This is a genomic window from Staphylococcus sp. FSL W8-0774 (assembly GCF_038006785.1).
GTDB lineage: Bacteria > Bacillota > Bacilli > Staphylococcales > Staphylococcaceae > Staphylococcus > Staphylococcus pasteuri.
In genome coordinates this window covers 2104673-2122266 of record NZ_JBBOVW010000001.1, presented here as the reverse complement: position 1 = coordinate 2122266, position 17594 = coordinate 2104673, and the positions used below count along the sequence as shown (strand labels likewise).

Below are 17594 nucleotides of genomic sequence, written 5' to 3'. Positions count from 1 at the left end.
CCAGTAAATGAGTTTATCCAAAAAACTCATTTACTGGCTTCTTTATTTATAATACTTCGTATTATCGGCTCGCTTTCATAGGGGACAGCTTCAGCCTGTAGTCTTCAGCTTGTCCTGTTCCCTCAAGAGTCTCGCCATATATACTACGTATTTATACATTGGAAAACACCTTGAAAAAATAAGGACCTTTCGTGTAATTTAATAAACATCATTAAACTAAATTAAAGAAATTCCGTATGTATAAAAAATTTTATATGACTCAACTTACACTACTATTGGAAACTTCAGTTCTTATTCCTACAAATAATATGTCACGATGTGTTAATAAAATTCAAGTTGATAATGAAAATACTTATTTTAAGTCAATTTTACAAATGGTATAATAAATTCAATAATCTATACTCTGTTTTGGGAGTGACAATTCACTTTGTCATAGAGTTATACATATTTAATAAGTTGTTACTTTAGCAAAAAACGTTTTTTGGAAAATTAAATAAATAGGTGGGTGTCAGATGTTTTTATTGATTAATATCATTGGGTTAATTGTTTTCCTTGGTATAGCAGTATTATTTTCAAGATCACGAAAAAATATACAATGGAAATCAATTATTATTTTAGTCGTATTGAACTTATTCCTAGCTTGGTTCTTTATATACTTCCCATGGGGGAAAACTGGAATTAAAGCAGCAGCAAATGGAATTTCCTGGGTTATACAATCAGCAAATGAAGGCACAGGATTTGCATTTAATAGTTTTGTTTCTAATAAACAAATGGATATGGCAGTAAGTGCTTTATTCCCGATTCTTTTAATTGTACCGCTGTTCGATATATTAATGTATTTTAATATCCTTCCAAAATTAATCGGTGCAATTGGTTGGTTACTCGCTAAAATTACACGTCAACCTAAATTCGAATCATTCTTTGGAATTGAGATGATGTTTTTAGGTAATACTGAAGCATTAGCTGTGTCTAATGAACAATTGAAACGTATGAATGAAGTGCGTGTCTTAACTGTAGCTATGATGTCAATGAGTTCAGTCTCAGGTGCGATTGTTGGTGCATATGTTCAAATGATTCCTGGTGAATTAGTATTGACTGCTATTCCTTTAAACATTGTGAATGCAATTATCGTTGCATCAATTCTTAATCCAGTTACTGTGGATGAAAAAGAAGATATTATTTACAGTATTAAAAATGATGAAATTGAAAAACAACCTTTCTTTTCTTTCCTAGGTGATTCTGTATTAGCAGCAGGAAAGTTAGTATTAATTATCATTGCTTTTGTCATTAGTTTCGTAGCATTAGCTGATTTAGCCGATCGTCTTATTAATTTAATTACTGGTGGCATCGGTCATTTAATGGGATTAAAAGGTAGCTTTGGTTTAAACCAAATTCTAGGCGTATTTATGTATCCATTTGCATTATTACTTGGACTTCCTTTTGATGAAGCTTGGTTAGTTGCACAACAAATGGCGAAAAAAATCGTTACAAACGAATTTGTAGTTATGGGTGAAGTGTCTAAAACGATTAACACACTTTCACCACATCATAAAGCAGTCATTTCAACATTTTTAGTTTCATTTGCTAACTTCTCCACAATTGGTATGATTATCGGTACGTTAAAAGGTATCGTAGACAAGAAAACGTCAGATTTTGTATCAAAATATGTTCCTATGATGTTATTAGCAGGTATTTTAGTTTCATTATTAACAGCTGCATTCGTAGGTTTATTTGCTTGGTAAGATAAATTGATAACACCTCCTATTTTGGGATGACTTTCCAAAATGGGAGGTGTATTTTATATCAAATAAAATAAGGAATCATGATAAAAGCCAAGTATAGTAAGTGAGGACACACTTCTTATACTTGGCTTTTATGGGAAATGAATATTAATGTACTTGTAACGGTAAGGACTAGGTACTGTTACAGTACTTCGAGCAAAATTTGTTTTGTTACTATAAACAACACAAAGGAGATAACTTCTTTACTAAAGAAGTTAATGTAAGTATAACAAAGAAATAGCGAAAACTAAATTAAAAATTCTGAAAATTTAAAATTTAGTTAACACACTCATCTCAGTAATTAAAATGAAGTTTCTTACTTTTAAAAATTATGGTTTTAAACATAAAATACTCAAAATACGAATTATTTATAGAAGCGGTGTTGTAGGAGGATATGTGCGTGTGCTAACATTTTGTTAATCATATAAAAAAATAATAATAGGGATGTGGTTGCTTGAAGAGATTAGTAAGAGATTTAATCTTAGTTATAATTGGATCATTTATTTTTTCAGCAGGCGTCAATGCATTTATCATTTCTGGTAATTTAGGTGAAGGTGGCGTTACTGGTTTAGCTATTGTTTTATATTATGCTTTCCATTTATCTCCAGCCATAGTTAACTTTGTAGTTAATGCAGTTTTAATTGTTGTAGGATATAAGTTTTTAAGTAAACGTAGTATGTATTTGACCATTGTAGCAACTGTCCTAATTTCTGTATTCCTAAGTTTAACTGATTCTTGGCATATTGAAACAGGCAATGTCATTGTCAATGCAGTTTTTGGTGGCTCATGTGTTGGTTTAGGTATTGGAGTAATTGTTTTAGCTGGAGGAACTACGGCTGGAACAACAATTTTAGCTAGAATTGCACATAAATATTTAGATGTGAGTACACCTTATGCTTTATTATTTTTCGATTTAATTGTAGTAGTGATTTCTTTAACTGTTATTTCAATAGATCGTGCACTAGTTACAGTTATTTCACTTTATATAGGTACTAAGGTCATGGAATATGTAATAGAAGGTTTAAATACTAAGAAAGCGATGACGATTATTTCAAGTAAACCAGAAGAAGTGGCTAAAGCGATTGACGAACAAGTTGGTCGTGGATTAACTATTTTAAATGGACATGGATATTATACTCGAGAAGAGAAAGATGTACTTTATGTAGTTATTACTAAGACACAAGTATCACGTGCTAAAAAAATCATTAGAAATATTGATCATCAAGCATTCCTTGTTATTCATGATGTGAGAGATGTGTATGGAAATGGATTCTTGATAGACGAATAAAAAAGTATTTATAAGACCGCTTTAAGTCATTCTAGTTAACTTAAAGTGGTTTTTTTAATTGACAATTTATAATAAATCATGAATTTATTAGTCAAAAAATAGTGAAAATGTTATAATAACCATTATGATAATGATTATCAATTACATTGATGTTAAAAATATAAAAGTACAGTTATCTTTTCTGAATATAAAGTAATTTTTTAGAAAGTAGGGGAATTATGAGTCGTTTAAATGGTGAACAAGTAACAATTGGTTATGGCGATACGACTATTATAAATAATCTAGATGTTGAGATTCCTGATGGTAAAGTGACATCAATTATAGGACCAAATGGTTGTGGAAAGTCTACTTTATTAAAAGCACTCTCTCGTTTACTATCCGTAAAAGATGGATCAATTAATTTAGATGGAGAAAGTATTCATTCCCAATCTACGAAAGAAATCGCTAAAAAAATAGCGATTTTACCACAATCACCAGAAGTTGCTGATGGTTTAACAGTAGGCGAATTGGTTTCATATGGCCGATTTCCACATCAAAAAGGCTTTGGTCGTTTATCTGAAGAAGATAAAAAAGAAATTAATTGGGCATTGGATGTTACTGGAACATCAGAATTTAGACATCGTTCAATCAATGACTTAAGTGGTGGTCAAAGACAGCGTGTGTGGATTGCAATGGCTTTAGCACAACGTACTGATATTATCTTCTTAGATGAGCCAACAACTTATTTAGATATCTCTCATCAATTAGAAATATTAGAATTGGTTCAAAAATTAAATGAAGAACAAGGTTGTACCATTATTATGGTGTTACATGATATTAACCAAGCTATCCGTTTCTCAGACCATCTTATTGCTATGAAAAAAGGAGAAATTATAGCTAATGGGGAAACTAATGAAATACTAACTAAAGACATTTTAGAGCAAGTGTTTAACATTGATGTTGTATTAAGTGAAGATCCTAGAACAGGTAAACCACTATTAGTTACTTATGACTTATGTAATAAATCATACTCATCATAAAAAGTAATAGATAAATATAAATCATATAGAAAAGGTATGAATATAATGTCAAATCCAAGCAAAAAGGGCAATGTTAAATTTATCTCTTATTTAATAGGTGGAATAATAGTGCTAGCAATAGCGCTATTTTTATCTATTTTATATGGTGATGCCAAAATTAATATTCCAACTATAATAGATGCAATTTTCAACTATAATCCAAAAAACCAACAACACAATGTAATAAGTGAAATTAGAATACCTAGAGATTTAGGTGCTATATTAGTAGGTATGGCTTTATCCGTTGCAGGTGCAGTTATTCAAGGCGTAACGAAAAATAGTTTGGCAGATCCAAGTTTAATTGGATTAAACTCTGGCGCTTCATTCGGATTAGCACTGACATATGCCTTTTATCCAGAAGCTCCTTTTACATTACTAATGATTGCAGGATTTCTTGGTGCATTATTAGGTGGAACAATTGTATTAATGATTGGCCGTTCAAGAAAAGACGGATTTAATCCTATGCGTATTATTTTAGCTGGTGCAGCTGTAAGTGCTATGTTAACTGCGTTAAGTCAAGGTGTAGCACTCATATTTAGATTAAACCAATCTCTTACATTTTGGAGTGCCGGTGGTGTATCAGGTACAACATGGTCTCAAATTATATGGACTGCGCCTATCATTATAATTGCGTTACTTATTATTCTTACGATGAGTAAACAATTAACGATATTAAACTTGGGAGAATCTCTAGCTAAAGGTTTAGGACAAAATGTAACAGTAATTCGTGTTGTGATATTAGTTTTATCAATGATACTTGCTGGTGTTGCTGTTTCAATGGTAGGACAAATTGCATTTGTAGGTTTAATGGTGCCACATATTGTTAGATTTTTAATTGGAACAGATTATGCTAAAGTGTTACCTTTGACTGCTTTATTAGGTGGTATTTTAATGTTAGTAGCTGATATGTTAGCAAGATATTTAGGTGGCGCGCCTGTAGGTGCAATTATTTCATTTATTGGCGTTCCTTACTTCTTATATTTAGTTAAAAGAGGGGGACGTTCTATATGATAGACAGTAAGTTAAGACGCAAACAAATCATCACGTTTATTACGTTTGTAATATTAGTCTTTTTAGCTTGTACGTGGAGCGTAGCCTCCGGTGAATATAATATACCAGTAAGTAAATTCTTTAAAATATTGACTGGTCAGGGCGACTATACAGATACACTCATTTTGGTGGATTTTAGACTGCCCCGAATGTTGATTACTATTTTAGCAGGAGCTGCTTTAAGTATGAGTGGCGCAATTGTTCAAAGTGTCACGAAAAATCCAATAGCTGAACCAGGTATCTTAGGTATTAATGCTGGTGGTGGTTTTGCTATTGCCTTATTTATTACGATAGGACAAATAAAACCTGACAATTTTGTCTATGTATTACCCCTTATTAGTGTCATAGGTGGTGTAGCAACTGCGTTAGTTATATTTATGTTTAGTATTAATCAGCGAAATGGTGTCACACCTTCAAGTATGGTATTAATTGGTGTAGGTATGCAAACCGCATTATATGGTGGTTCAATCACTTTAATGTCAAAATTTGATGAAGATCAATCTGAATTTATTGCTACATGGTTTGCAGGTAATATATGGGGAGATGAATGGATATTCGTCGCTGCCTTTTTACCATGGATTATTGTGATATTACCTTATTTATTTTATAAATCTAATGAACTTAATATTATTAATACACACGAACATGTAGCTAAAGGATTAGGCGTTAAAGTGGGCAAAGAACGTATGGTGTTATTCTTTGTTGCAGTCGTACTTTCCTCAGTAGCTGTTGCAGTGGCTGGTTCTATATCATTTATTGGATTAATGGGACCACACATAGCTAAACGAATCGTTGGTCCACGTCATCAATTATTTTTACCAATAGCAGTACTAGTTGGCGCATTCCTATTAGTATTCTCAGATACTTTTGGTAAAGTCATTTTAGAACCAACTGGCGTACCAGCGGGTATTATAGTCGCTATTATTGGAGCACCTTATTTCTTATATCTTATGTATAAAACTAAAAGTGTATAAATTGTGTGAAAAAGAGTGAAGTCTTTAGGAGGCTTCGCTCTTTTGTTATGTATATTGTTAACGTTTTCTAAAAGGGTTGATTTATAATAGACATGAATGACAAAGGAGGGCTAACAATGAAGAAACTAATTAAAGATAAACAAGACTTTTTAAGTGATATGCTTGATGGATTTTTAATTGCACATCCTGAGCTAGATATTATTGAAGATACAATCATTGTTAAAAAAGATAAAAAGACATCAGGTGTAGCACTCGTTTCAGGTGGAGGGAGCGGTCATGAACCTGCACATGCTGGATATGTTGCACAAGGTATGCTTGATGCTGCGGTATGTGGTGAGGTATTTACTTCTCCAACGCCAGATAAAATTTTAGAAGCTATTAAATATGTTGATACTGGTGATGGCGTATTATTAATTGTTAAAAATTATGCTGGAGATGTAATGAATTTTGAAATGGCTCAAGAAATGGCCGAAATGGAAGATATTAATGTAGATATGGTTGTTGTTAAGGATGATATTGCTGTATCTGATGTAGAACAGCGTCGTGGAGTTGCTGGTACAGTCTTCATTCATAAATATGCGAGTTATTTATCAGAGAATGGCGAGTCGTTAGCGGATATTAAATCTAAAGTTGAAAATATTTTACCTACTATTAAAAGTATTGGAATGGCATTAACACCACCAATGGTACCAACAACTGGTAAATATGGATTCGATATAAATGAAAATGATATTGAAATTGGTATTGGTATTCATGGTGAAAAAGGACTACATCGTCAAAAAATGGAGTCTATTGATGACATTGTGAAGCATTTAGGTGATGCATTGTTAAAAGAAGTTGAGACTGAGAATGTTATCGTAATGGTCAATGGTATGGGTGGCACACCATTGTCTGAACTGAATATTACAACGTCATATATCAAAAAATACTTTGATGCTCAAAATATAAACGTGAAACATTGGTATGTGGGAGATTATATGACATCATTAGATATGCAAGGATTTTCAATCACAATCGTACCTTATTCTGAAAAACTCCTAGAAGCATTACTTGCACCAACGACTAGTCGATATTTTAACGCTTAATCAATAAAAAATGACAAGGAGGGCTAATAATGGATATCAATACAACGAAACAACACTTATTAGAATTAGAAAATACGTTTAAAGAACAAGAAGATACATTAACAGAACTTGATAGAGCTATTGGTGATGGAGACCATGGTGTAAATATGTTAAGAGGATTCGAAAATTTAAAAGATAAAGTAGACGACAGTTCAATGAAAAATTTATTTAAATCTACTGGCATGACACTAATGTCCAATATTGGCGGTGCCTCAGGGCCCTTATACGGGTTTAGTTTTGTTAAAATGGCAGAAGTCTTTAGTGATGATATTGACCACGATAACTTAGTAACTTTACTTGAAACATTTACCGAAGCTATCGCTAAACGTGGCAAGGTTGAACTAAACGAAAAGACAATGTATGATGTTGTAGCACGAACATTCGAAGCGGTTAAAGCAGACGAAAAAGTTAATTTAGAGCGACTACAAAGTTTTGCAGACGAGACTATTGATATGGTTGCAACAAAGGGACGTGCTTCATATTATAAAGAGGCTTCTAAAGGATATATGGATCCGGGCGCACAAAGTATGGTTTATGTTTTAAATGCATTAATAGGAGATGAAAGATAATGACGACAATTGTAATCATTAGTCATAGTGAAGCTATAGCTAATGGCACTAAAGCATTATTACAACAAATGGCATCAGATGTTAATGTAGTAGCTAATGGTGGTGTAAATGGAGATATTGGTACATCTTTTGATACAGTACAGCAATTAATTAATGGACTAGAAGAAGATGCATTATGCTTTTATGATATTGGATCATCAGAAATGAATATTGATATGGCTATAGATATGTATGATGGGCCATATAAAATTGTTAAAGTAGACGCGCCAATAGTAGAAGGAAGTTTTACAGCAGCAGTTAAATTATCAATAGGTGGAAGTATGTCTGATGCTCTTGATGAAGTAAAACAAACATCATTTTAAATGAAATTATCATTTATTAAGTTGAATTTTATTTTTTGAAATGAAAGTTAAGATTATATGTGATATGATTAATATTAAATGTACGATAAAATCTGGCTAATAGGAGGACATTGCCATGCAACATCTTATAAAAAAACATGTATTGAATGGCGAGTTTGATTTAGTAAGACAATTAATGTCCGAAACAGATTTTATGGAATTTGAAGAAGCATATATTTCAAGTGCACATGAAGTAGAAAGTATGATGTTCTATACTTGTATTTTAGATATGATGAAAGTGGAAGAAACACCTGAAATGCACGATTTAGCATTTTTACTTCTTGTTTATCCACTTAGTGACTATGAAGGTGCTTTACACTCTGCTTATTATCATGCAGATTCATCCATAAAACTTACTGACGGAAATGAAGTTAAAAGCTTATTACAAATGCTGTTACTACATGCAATTCCAGAGCCTGTTATTTCTGATAAAAAGGCTTTTGATATAGCTAAACGAATTCTTAAATTAGATCCAAACAATAATGTGGCTCGTAATGTATTAAAAGATACAGCGAAACGCATGGACAACGTAGTAGTTGATATTAATGAGTTAAATCAACACCGCGATGCTCGTTAAAAATCTAATATTTAGACTTATTTTTGTAAATACCATTGAATTGTGTAAAATCAATTCAGTGGTTTTTTTAATAGTAAATAAATTGTTTGAATGTTTAGAAAATTTAAAATTTGAATTTAGGGAATATCCGAAAATGCTTGATATCAAAGTCTAAATTGGGAATTTAAGCTATTTTTAGCTACATGGATTGGGTTGCAATTAAAAAGCAGTACGTTATAATTCAACGTGTGTAAAATGAAGGAGGTTATTTTTTCATGGGGCTGAATAAAGAAGCTGTCAAAATTGGTTTCGCCTATGTCGGCATAGTAGTCGGCGCAGGATTTTCAACCGGTCAAGAAGTAATGCAATTCTTCACACCGTATGGCTTATGGTCATATATTGGTGTATTATTATCAGGTTTAATTTTAGGTTTTATAGGTAGACAAGTAGCTAAAATAGGTACGGCTTTTGAAGCTACAAACCATGAATCAACGCTACAATATGTATTCGGTGAAAAATTCAGTAAAATATTTGATTACATTCTTGTGTTCTTTTTATTTGGAATTGCCGTTACAATGATTGCTGGTTCAGGTTCAACATTCCAGGAAAGCTTTCATATTCCTGTTTGGCTAGGTGCTTTGATAATGACAGTTGTCATTTACGGCACACTATTACTTGATTTCGATAAAATTGTAAGAGCTCTAGGAATTGTTACTCCATTTTTAATTATAGTAGTAGTATTAGTAGCAGTGTATTATTTATTTAATGGTTCAGTGCCATTAAGTGATGTTAATCAAACAGTAGATAAACCAAGTGTTATATTTGGTATTTTAAAAGGTATCCAATATGGAGGACTCGCCTTCGCGGTAGGATTTAGTACAGTTGTTGCTATTGGCGGTGATGCATCTAAACGAAAAGTATCAGGTGCTGGAGCATTATTCGGTGGTATTGTATACACAATCTTACTTGCATTGATTAATTTTGCATTACAAGCAGAATATCCAAAAATTAAAGATGCTGCGATACCTACATTAAACTTAGCGAATGCAATTAATCCTTGGATTGGTTTAGTATTAACTATTATTATGCTAGCTGTAATGTACAATACAATCTTAGGTTTATGTTATTCATTTGCTGCACGATTCACAGAACCATATAGTAAGAAATATCATCTATTTATTATTATCATGATGATTGCTGCTTATATTTTAAGTTTCGTAGGATTTGCAGACTTAATTAATTATTTATACAACATCATGGGAATTGTTGGTTTATTTATAGTTGTTGCAGTGCTTGTAAAATATTATAAACGTAAAAGTGATGATAAAGATCATATTGCTTAATTATAAAAAAGTAAATGCACTTTACAATTGAATATGATTGATTTAACCTTAAAAGCAATTCATCTTATTCAATTAAAGATGAATTGCTTTTTTAAATAAAGTTAAGATTTTAATTTATAATATAAGTAAAGTTTTATGAGGGGACAATCAATCATGAAGGCAAAACATAAATGGTTGTTTATTACGATATGTGTTATTTTAATCGTTAGTGTTTGTATAGGACTACTATTAAAAAAACATTATGATCAAGAACATAATCACCAAAATAAAGAAAAAGTCCAAATAAATAATAAAAATGTTAAATTATTGCAAAATATTTCATACGGCCAAGGTGTTCCAAATAGTAAATTGGATATTATTATGCCATCAGACATGAGTAAAGATAGTAAATTACCTGTTATTTTTTGGATGCACGGTGGTGGCTTTATTGCAGGAGATAAACAATATAAAAATCCTTTATTATCTAAAATTGCTGAACAAGGTTATATTGTTGTCAACGTCAATTACGCTTTAGCACCACAATATAAATATCCAACACCAATTGAACAAATGAATAAGGCTGTTAAATTTATCAAAACTAATGAACATGATTTACCAATTGATTTTGATCAAGTGATTATTGGCGGTGATTCAGCTGGTGCACAATTAACTAGTCAATATGTTGCAATGCAAACAAACAAATCATTAAGAGATGAAATGAAATTTGAACCAGAATTCAAACCTTCACAAATTAAAGCAGCGATATTCTTTGGTGGTTTCTATGATATGAAAACTGTAAAAGCGACAGAATTTCCGAGAATACAATTATTTATGAGAAGTTATACTGGTATGACAAATTGGGAAAGTAATTTTAAAAATTTATCTCAAATGTCCACAATAAATCAAGTGACTAATAAATATCCACCAACTTTCTTATCTGTAGGAGATGCAGATCCTTTTTATAGTCAAAATATTGATTTTTATAAAAAACTTAAAGAAAAAGATGTACCAGTAGATACATTATTTTATAATGGGTCTCACCATTTACATCATCAATACCAATTTCATTTAGAAAAACCTGAGTCAAAAGAAAATATTAAGCGCGTCTTATTATTTTTAAGTAGAAATACTTCTTCTTCAGGTGTTGAACGTAACAATGAATCAAACACAAATGGAAACAATAATATAAACCAAGATGTTCAATTAGATCCATTTAGTGAATAGTTATTATAATGAAAATACCGTTAAAACACTTAAAATATGTGTTTTAACGGTATTTTCTATACATGATGGAATTTTACTTTACGTTGTTTAAATATGTTTTATGATAATATTTAATATACGAAGATTAGAATTAATTTAAAATTTTGGCCATCACATATTCATTGTAATATTTATTATTAATAAATAACTTATCCTTTAATTCGCCTTCAATTTGGAACCCAGTACTTTTAAACAAATTGACTGCACTATCGTTTTCTGTCACAACAGTAGCTTCGATACGGCGGATATTGTGGTTGAGTGACCAAGCTTCAATTGCATTAATTAAAGCTTGTCCAACACCATGTTGTTGATAAAGTTTTTTAACACCTAAATAGATGATAGCTTCATGGCGTGTTCGTTCATATGTTTCTGTTCCTACAAATGCATAGCCAACAAGTTGTTCATCACTTTCAGCAACATAAATGGCTTTAGATGAAGAAGTAATATAATCTTCTAATCTTTTAATAACTTCAGAAGTAGTAGGTGCGTATTCACCAGGGTTGTAGAAAGTAAATTCAGATTCATCATAAATTTTGGTAAGTAATTCAATAAAATTATCTACGTCTTTTATACTAATTTCACGAATAGCGTGAGGCATGAAAACACTCCTATATTCATTTAAGTTTCGATTACTTCTATATTATAATATAAATAAGTTAAGATTGCTTTAAATCGTGCAATAATACAGTTGGAGTGTAGATTATACACAAGGGAGTTAAAATATGAAACCAAAAGTACTTTTAGCAGGCGGAACAGGATATATTGGGAAACATTTAAGTTCAGTTATTGAAGAAGATGCTGAATTATATGTATTGTCCAAGTATCCTAAACCAGAACATGAAGCAACGACAAATATGACTTGGCTACAAAGTGATATTTTTAATTATCAAGATGTGGTTGAATCTATGAAAAATATTGATATAGCTATTTTTTATTTAGATCCAACTAAAAACTCTGCAAAATTGACACAAGCGACGGCGCGAGATTTGAATTTAATTGCTGCTGACAATTTTGGAAGGGCAGCAGCAGTAAATCAAGTTAAAAAGCTAGTATATATACCAGGAAGTCGTAATGATAATCAAACGATTGAACGTTTGGGTGCATATGGTGTGCCTGTTGAACGTACACAATTAGAAATAAAACGTCCACATATTAATGTTGAGTTACAAGTTTCAAAGTATGATGATGTCAGAACTGCGACGAAAATAGTGCTTCCTAAAAAATGGACGCTCAATCAAGTTGTAGAATACTTTTTTAATTGGCTTGATAAAACGAGAGGTACAATTGTAAAGACTTATAAAAGTAATGATTATTATTATATTTATGTTAAAAATAAAAATAAGCCTTTAGCTATATTAAAAAGAATGATTACTGAAAAAGATTTAATTACATTGCAATTAGTTGGTGGAAGATTAGTTAAATCGAATGCGAAGAAACAAGGGAAATTAGAGTTCCGTCTATTAAAAGGTAATGCAATTGTTTTAGTACATCTATTTGATTACATTCCGAAAATGTTTTGGCCTGTGTATTATTTTGTACAAGCACCATTACAAGGAATGATGATGCGTGGATTTGAAGTAGATTGTCGTATCAAACATTTCCAAGGACGTATTCAATCAGGAGAAAAAATCAAATATACAAAATAATTAGGTGATTCGTATGCAAATTTTATTAGTTGAAGATGATAACACACTGTTTCAAGAATTGAAAAAAGAATTAGAGCAATGGGATTTTAATGTTGTAGGGATAGATGATTTCAGCAATGTTATGGATACTTTTGAAGCATTTAATCCTGAGATAGTAATATTAGACGTACAATTACCGAAATATGATGGTTTTTATTGGTGTAGAAAAATGAGACAAGTATCTAACGTGCCCATTTTATTTTTATCATCTCGTGATAATCCAATGGACCAAGTCATGAGTATGGAATTAGGTGCAGATGATTATATCCAAAAACCATTTTATACTAATGTGCTGATTGCTAAATTACAAGCTGTTTATCGCAGAGTGTATGAATTTGGGGTTGAAGAAAAACGTACTTTAAACTGGCAAGATGCTACCGTTGATTTATCGAAAGATAGTATTCAAAAAGGGGATAAAGTCATTTTCTTATCTAAAACTGAAATCATTATCTTAGAAATGTTAGTTAACAAAAGAAATCAAATTGTCTCACGAGATACATTGATTACTGCTTTATGGGACGATGAAGCCTTTGTTAGTGATAACACATTAACTGTTAATGTAAATAGATTAAGAAAGAAGCTATCAGAAATAGGGATGGATAGTGCTATTGAAACCAAAGTAGGTAAAGGGTATATGGCTCATGAATAACTTTAAATGGTTTTGGTTGTTTTTTAAATCACGTATAAATTGGATTATATGGATTGTATTTATCAATCTTGTTATGCTAGGCATTTCATATATCGATTATGATATTTCTGCTGATAGTGTATGGTATATTGTGGTGCTTAATTTAGGTATGAGTATCATATTTATTATCATTACTTTCTTTAAAGAATCGAGATTGACGAAGCATTTTGAAAAGAACAAAGAAATTGAAGAAATTAAACATAAAGACTTGGCTGAAACACCATTCCAACAACAAATAGTAGATTATTTATATCGTAATATTACTACTCAAAAGGATAAGGTTTTAGAACAACAAGTACAAATCAATAATCACGAACAAAGTATAACTGAATTTGTTCATGATATTAAAACACCTGTTACAGCATTGAAATTAATCATCGACCAAGAACAAGATGCTCAACGTAAACAAGCATTATTATATGAATGGTCGCGTATCAATGAAATGTTAGATAAACAATTATATTTAACACGTTTAGAAACACAAAATAAAGATATGTATTTTGACTACGTTTCTTTAAAAAGAATGGTTATTGACGAAATTCAACTAACACGACATATTAGCCAGATAAAAGGTATAGGTTTTGAATTGAATTTTACTGATGATTTTAACGTTTATACAGATTTGAAATGGTGCCGAATGATGATAAGACAAATCTTATCTAATTCACTGAAATATAGTGAAAATAATATGATTGAAATAAGCGGTAAATTAACTGATAACCATATTACACTAGAAATTAAAGATCATGGACGTGGCATTAGCCAAAAAGATTTGCCTCGTATCTTTGATAGAGGTTATACGTCCACGGCTAATAGAAATGAGACGACGTCATCAGGCATGGGGCTATATTTAGTGGATAGTGTTAAATCACAATTAGGTATTGAAATTAAAGTAGATTCTGTTGTAGGTAAAGGAACTACATTTAGTCTCATATTCCCACAACAAAATGAAGTCATTGAACGCATGTCTGAAGTGACAACATTGTCATTTTAAGCATGCGTTTTGTTATTCATTATTAGTACATTTGTAATAAGGAATCGTTATAATATAAAAGTGAAAATATAAAAGAGGTCGGGGCAAAATCCTGCTTTTGGGTCGTTGTTAATCAAGTTTCCCAGAGCACAAGAACTTTATGTTTCAACCTCATTGCAATGTGATTGAGCAGTGATTATTAGGAGTGTTAACGTGACAATATTAGAAGTAAATCAATTAACTAAAATATATGGAAATCAACATTCTTCTCAAGAAATACTACATGATATTAATTTGTCAGTTGATAAGGGCGAATTTATATCGATTATGGGTCCTTCAGGCTCTGGCAAGACAACGCTATTGAATGTACTTAGCTCTATAGATTATGCTACACAAGGATCAATAAAATTAAATGGTCAAGCGTTGGATAAATTATCTAATAAAGATTTATCTAATATACGTAAAAAGGAAATAGGTTTTATTTTCCAAGATTATAATATCTTACATACATTAACAGTAAAAGAGAATATTATGCTACCGCTATCTGTTAAGAAAATATCCAAACAAGAAATGAAGGAACGGTATGAAAAAGTTGTAGAAGCTTTAAATATTAAGGATGTTAGTGATAAATATCCTTCTGAACTTTCAGGCGGTCAAATTCAAAGAACTTCTGCAGCAAGAGCGTTTATTACAAATCCTTCCATTATATTTGCTGATGAGCCAACAGGAGCGTTAGATTCAAAAAGTACGCAAGACTTATTAAAAAGATTAACTAAGATGAATGAATTATTTAATACAACAATTATTATGGTTACACATGATCCTGTAGCCGCAAGTTATTCGAATCGTGTAGTGATGTTAAAAGATGGAAGGATATTCACAGAAATATTCCAAGGTGAAGATAATAAACAGACATTTTATAATGAGATTATTAGAACACAAAGTGTGCTTGGTGGAGTGAATTATGACCTTTAAAGAAATTGTTTTTAAAAATTTCCAACAAAAATTTTCACATTATGCGATTTATTTATTTTCATTAGTAATTAGCGTAGTACTTTATTTTAGTTTTATCACTTTAAAATATGCACATCATTTATATGGAAAACAAAATTATCCAATTATTAAAGAAGGATCGCAAATAGGTAGTTATTTTCTTTTTGTACTGATTATCGTATTTATTTTATATGCGAATCTATTGTTTTTAAAGCGACGTGGACGTGAATTTGCGTTGTTTCAAACGATTGGTCTTTCTAGATTTAATATTATGCAAATGATTATGATAGAACAGTTGCTTATATTTATAACTACTTCTATTTTAGGTATTATTATAGGAATCTTTGGATCAAAAATATTGTTAATGATTGTATTAAGATTACTTGGAATTAATATCACCGTATCAATTATCTTTAGTGTATCGGCTATAATACAAGCACTTCTATTAATTTTAGTTGCGTACATATTGACTGTTAGTCAAAGTTATCTTTATATAAGAAGACGTTCCATTACAGAATTAGCTTCAAATATGACAAAGCGAGAAATTAATCACAATCAGTTTACTATTGGTGATTTAATTTTAGGGATACTAGGTATCATTATGATTTTGTTTGGTTATTATCTATCTACCAGAGTTGTAGAACATTTTAATGGCTTAATTCAACCATTTGTTATTCTAATTTGTACCGTCATTGGTGCATATTTCTTCTATAGAAGTACAGTTTCGTTAATTTTTAAAGCAATTAAAAAGATAAGACAAGATACTGTAAGTATTCATGATGTTATGTTTACTGCTCCAATTATGTATCGTATTAAGAAAAATGCATTTTCTCTTACAGTTATGACTATTATTTCTGCAATAACAGTATCTGTATTGTGTTTTGCAGCTATCAGTAGAGGTACGTTAACGAATGAAGTATTACTAAATTCTCCACATGATGTTACGTTAAAAGATAAAGATAAGGCTAATGAGTTAGCTTATGAGTTAAATAATAAAAATATTAAATATTTTTACAACTATAAGGAAGTTGTATACAGCAAATTATTTAAAGACAAATTGTTCGAAAAAGGGATTGCTAAACCTTATGAAGTAGCAGTAACGAGTGATAAATATATACCTAATGTTGAAGTATCTAAAGGATATACTGATATTATTGCACCTGAAGGTAAAGTCAGCGATATGATGAAATACAAAAAACATGGTGTAACCAAGTTAGGTACAAAACAACACTCGATAAAAGTTAAATTATACAAAGAAATTAATCAAATATATTTCATGAGTGATGTAGACTTAGGTGGACCAACTTTAGTTTTGAATGATAAAGACTACCAGTATTTAAGAAATCATACTGAAGCAAAAGATATTGTATCCCAATACGGTTTTGATATTAAGCATAAAAAAGATATGCCGGAATTACAAAATGCTGTTAAAAATGTGGATAAGAATATTGAAACTAGAAGTGAAGCTGCAAGTGAAATTTCAAGCTTAACAGGAGTATTATTATTTGTTACATCATTTTTAGGGGTTACTTTTTTAATTGCTGCCGGATGTATTATCTATATTAAACAAATAGATGAAACTGAAGATGAAATAGAAAATTATTCGATATTACGGAAATTAGGTTTTACTTATCAAGATATGGCAAAAGGTTTAAAACTTAAAGTATTCTTCAACTTTGCTTTACCTTTAGTGATTGCATTATTACATGCTTACTTTGCTTCTCTAGCATTTATGACATTATTAGGTTCTACAAACCAAACACCAATTTTTATTGTCATGGCAGTATATACAGCTATTTATGCTATATTTGCATTGGCAGCATATAACCATTCAAAAAGAACAATCAGGCATTCAATATAGAATATAAA

General features: G+C 30.9%; 17 protein-coding genes and 1 pseudogene. 17 read left to right on the top strand and 1 reads right to left on the bottom strand.

All coding sequences use genetic code 11. The features are described from left to right. Window positions 1-7 precede the first annotated feature (7 nt). The 12 genes and pseudogenes from NSQ15_RS10460 (at window position 8) to NSQ15_RS10405 (ending at window position 11347) form a co-directional block, all read left to right on the top strand. A pseudogene (locus NSQ15_RS10460) lies at window positions 8-202 on the top strand (hypothetical protein). 310 nt (window positions 203-512) lie between these two features. Continuing rightward, window positions 513-1742: a NupC/NupG family nucleoside CNT transporter gene (locus tag NSQ15_RS10455; protein WP_029056420.1), complete on the top strand. Its 1230-nt coding sequence runs from the start codon at window positions 513-515 to the stop codon at window positions 1740-1742. A gap of 493 nt (window positions 1743-2235) precedes the next feature. Next, the gene (locus NSQ15_RS10450; RefSeq protein ID WP_029056421.1) at window positions 2236-3069 is read left to right on the top strand and encodes a YitT family protein; all 834 of its coding nucleotides are present in this window, start codon (window positions 2236-2238) and stop codon (window positions 3067-3069) included. A 218-nt stretch (window positions 3070-3287) separates the two neighbouring features. Then, entirely contained in the window at window positions 3288-4088 is an 801-nt protein-coding gene (locus NSQ15_RS10445) for an ABC transporter ATP-binding protein (protein WP_017637210.1), read from the top strand. 45 nt (window positions 4089-4133) lie between these two features. Beyond that, entirely contained in the window at window positions 4134-5138 is a 1005-nt protein-coding gene (locus tag NSQ15_RS10440) for a FecCD family ABC transporter permease (protein ID WP_026083479.1), read from the top strand. Then, window positions 5135-6151, top strand: a complete 1017-nt coding sequence (locus tag NSQ15_RS10435) for a FecCD family ABC transporter permease (RefSeq protein WP_070452581.1) — start codon at window positions 5135-5137, stop codon at window positions 6149-6151. The genes NSQ15_RS10440 and NSQ15_RS10435 overlap by 4 nt, the downstream gene beginning before the upstream one ends. Window positions 6152-6267: 116 nt before the next feature. Next, a complete protein-coding gene (gene dhaK, locus NSQ15_RS10430) occupies window positions 6268-7236 on the top strand; it encodes a dihydroxyacetone kinase subunit DhaK (RefSeq protein WP_070452578.1) in 969 nt (322 codons plus the stop codon). Window positions 7237-7265: 29 nt separating this feature from the next. Then, a complete protein-coding gene (gene dhaL / locus NSQ15_RS10425) occupies window positions 7266-7844 on the top strand; it encodes a dihydroxyacetone kinase subunit DhaL (RefSeq protein ID WP_217193765.1) in 579 nt (192 codons plus the stop codon). Continuing rightward, a complete protein-coding gene (dhaM, locus tag NSQ15_RS10420) occupies window positions 7844-8206 on the top strand; it encodes a dihydroxyacetone kinase phosphoryl donor subunit DhaM (RefSeq protein WP_017637215.1) in 363 nt (120 codons plus the stop codon). Before dhaL ends, dhaM begins: the two co-directional genes overlap by 1 nt. Window positions 8207-8321: 115 nt before the next feature. Next, on the top strand, window positions 8322-8822 hold the full coding sequence (locus NSQ15_RS10415; protein ID WP_017637216.1) for a hypothetical protein: 501 nt from the start codon (window positions 8322-8324) through the stop codon (window positions 8820-8822). 254 nt (window positions 8823-9076) lie between these two features. Continuing rightward, complete coding sequence (locus tag NSQ15_RS10410; RefSeq protein WP_070452575.1) at window positions 9077-10144, top strand: YkvI family membrane protein; 1068 nt, start codon at window positions 9077-9079, stop codon at window positions 10142-10144. Window positions 10145-10297: 153 nt separating this feature from the next. Further along, the gene (locus NSQ15_RS10405) at window positions 10298-11347 is read left to right on the top strand and encodes an alpha/beta hydrolase (protein ID WP_017637218.1); all 1050 of its coding nucleotides are present in this window, start codon (window positions 10298-10300) and stop codon (window positions 11345-11347) included. 130 nt (window positions 11348-11477) lie between these two features. Here NSQ15_RS10405 and NSQ15_RS10400 read toward each other — a convergent pair whose 3' ends face one another. After that, entirely contained in the window at window positions 11478-11984 is a 507-nt protein-coding gene (locus tag NSQ15_RS10400) for a GNAT family N-acetyltransferase (protein WP_046466422.1), read from the bottom strand. Window positions 11985-12108: 124 nt separating this feature from the next. On the opposite strand from NSQ15_RS10400, the gene NSQ15_RS10395 reads away from it, so the two are divergent. From NSQ15_RS10395 to NSQ15_RS10375, 5 genes are all read left to right on the top strand, one after another. Further along, on the top strand, window positions 12109-13032 hold the full coding sequence (locus tag NSQ15_RS10395; protein WP_017637220.1) for an NAD-dependent epimerase/dehydratase family protein: 924 nt from the start codon (window positions 12109-12111) through the stop codon (window positions 13030-13032). Between the two features lie 13 nt (window positions 13033-13045). Further along, entirely contained in the window at window positions 13046-13720 is a 675-nt protein-coding gene (graR, locus tag NSQ15_RS10390) for a response regulator transcription factor GraR/ApsR (RefSeq protein ID WP_340747146.1), read from the top strand. Continuing rightward, the gene (locus NSQ15_RS10385) at window positions 13713-14753 is read left to right on the top strand and encodes a sensor histidine kinase (protein WP_017637222.1); all 1041 of its coding nucleotides are present in this window, start codon (window positions 13713-13715) and stop codon (window positions 14751-14753) included. The genes graR and NSQ15_RS10385 overlap by 8 nt, the downstream gene beginning before the upstream one ends. A 192-nt stretch (window positions 14754-14945) precedes the next feature. Then, window positions 14946-15707, top strand: a complete 762-nt coding sequence (locus NSQ15_RS10380) for an ABC transporter ATP-binding protein (RefSeq protein WP_070452572.1) — start codon at window positions 14946-14948, stop codon at window positions 15705-15707. Continuing rightward, window positions 15697-17586 carry an FtsX-like permease family protein gene (locus tag NSQ15_RS10375; protein ID WP_340747145.1) on the top strand — a complete coding sequence of 630 codons (1890 nt, stop codon included), beginning with the start codon at window positions 15697-15699 and terminating at the stop codon, window positions 17584-17586. The genes NSQ15_RS10380 and NSQ15_RS10375 overlap by 11 nt, the downstream gene beginning before the upstream one ends. The last annotated feature ends 8 nt before the right edge of the window (window positions 17587-17594 follow it).

Excerpts from the sequence above, each read along its gene's own strand:
- NSQ15_RS10405 (WP_017637218.1), top strand. The coding sequence starts at position 10,298 with ATGAAGGCAAAACATAAATGGTTGTTTATTACGATATGTGTTATTTTA.
- NSQ15_RS10385 (WP_017637222.1), top strand. The coding sequence starts at position 13,713 with ATGAATAACTTTAAATGGTTTTGGTTGTTTTTTAAATCACGTATAAAT.
- graR (WP_340747146.1), top strand. The coding sequence starts at position 13,046 with ATGCAAATTTTATTAGTTGAAGATGATAACACACTGTTTCAAGAATTG.
- NSQ15_RS10410 (WP_070452575.1), top strand. The coding sequence starts at position 9,077 with ATGGGGCTGAATAAAGAAGCTGTCAAAATTGGTTTCGCCTATGTCGGC.
- NSQ15_RS10435 (WP_070452581.1), top strand. The coding sequence starts at position 5,135 with ATGATAGACAGTAAGTTAAGACGCAAACAAATCATCACGTTTATTACG.
- NSQ15_RS10455 (WP_029056420.1), top strand. The coding sequence starts at position 513 with ATGTTTTTATTGATTAATATCATTGGGTTAATTGTTTTCCTTGGTATA.
- NSQ15_RS10415 (WP_017637216.1), top strand. The coding sequence starts at position 8,322 with ATGCAACATCTTATAAAAAAACATGTATTGAATGGCGAGTTTGATTTA.
- NSQ15_RS10400 (WP_046466422.1), bottom strand. The coding sequence starts at position 11,984 with ATGCCTCACGCTATTCGTGAAATTAGTATAAAAGACGTAGATAATTTT.
- NSQ15_RS10375 (WP_340747145.1), top strand. The coding sequence starts at position 15,697 with ATGACCTTTAAAGAAATTGTTTTTAAAAATTTCCAACAAAAATTTTCA.
- dhaL (WP_217193765.1), top strand. The coding sequence starts at position 7,266 with ATGGATATCAATACAACGAAACAACACTTATTAGAATTAGAAAATACG.
- NSQ15_RS10440 (WP_026083479.1), top strand. The coding sequence starts at position 4,134 with ATGTCAAATCCAAGCAAAAAGGGCAATGTTAAATTTATCTCTTATTTA.
- NSQ15_RS10395 (WP_017637220.1), top strand. The coding sequence starts at position 12,109 with ATGAAACCAAAAGTACTTTTAGCAGGCGGAACAGGATATATTGGGAAA.
- dhaK (WP_070452578.1), top strand. The coding sequence starts at position 6,268 with ATGAAGAAACTAATTAAAGATAAACAAGACTTTTTAAGTGATATGCTT.
- dhaM (WP_017637215.1), top strand. The coding sequence starts at position 7,844 with ATGACGACAATTGTAATCATTAGTCATAGTGAAGCTATAGCTAATGGC.
- NSQ15_RS10445 (WP_017637210.1), top strand. The coding sequence starts at position 3,288 with ATGAGTCGTTTAAATGGTGAACAAGTAACAATTGGTTATGGCGATACG.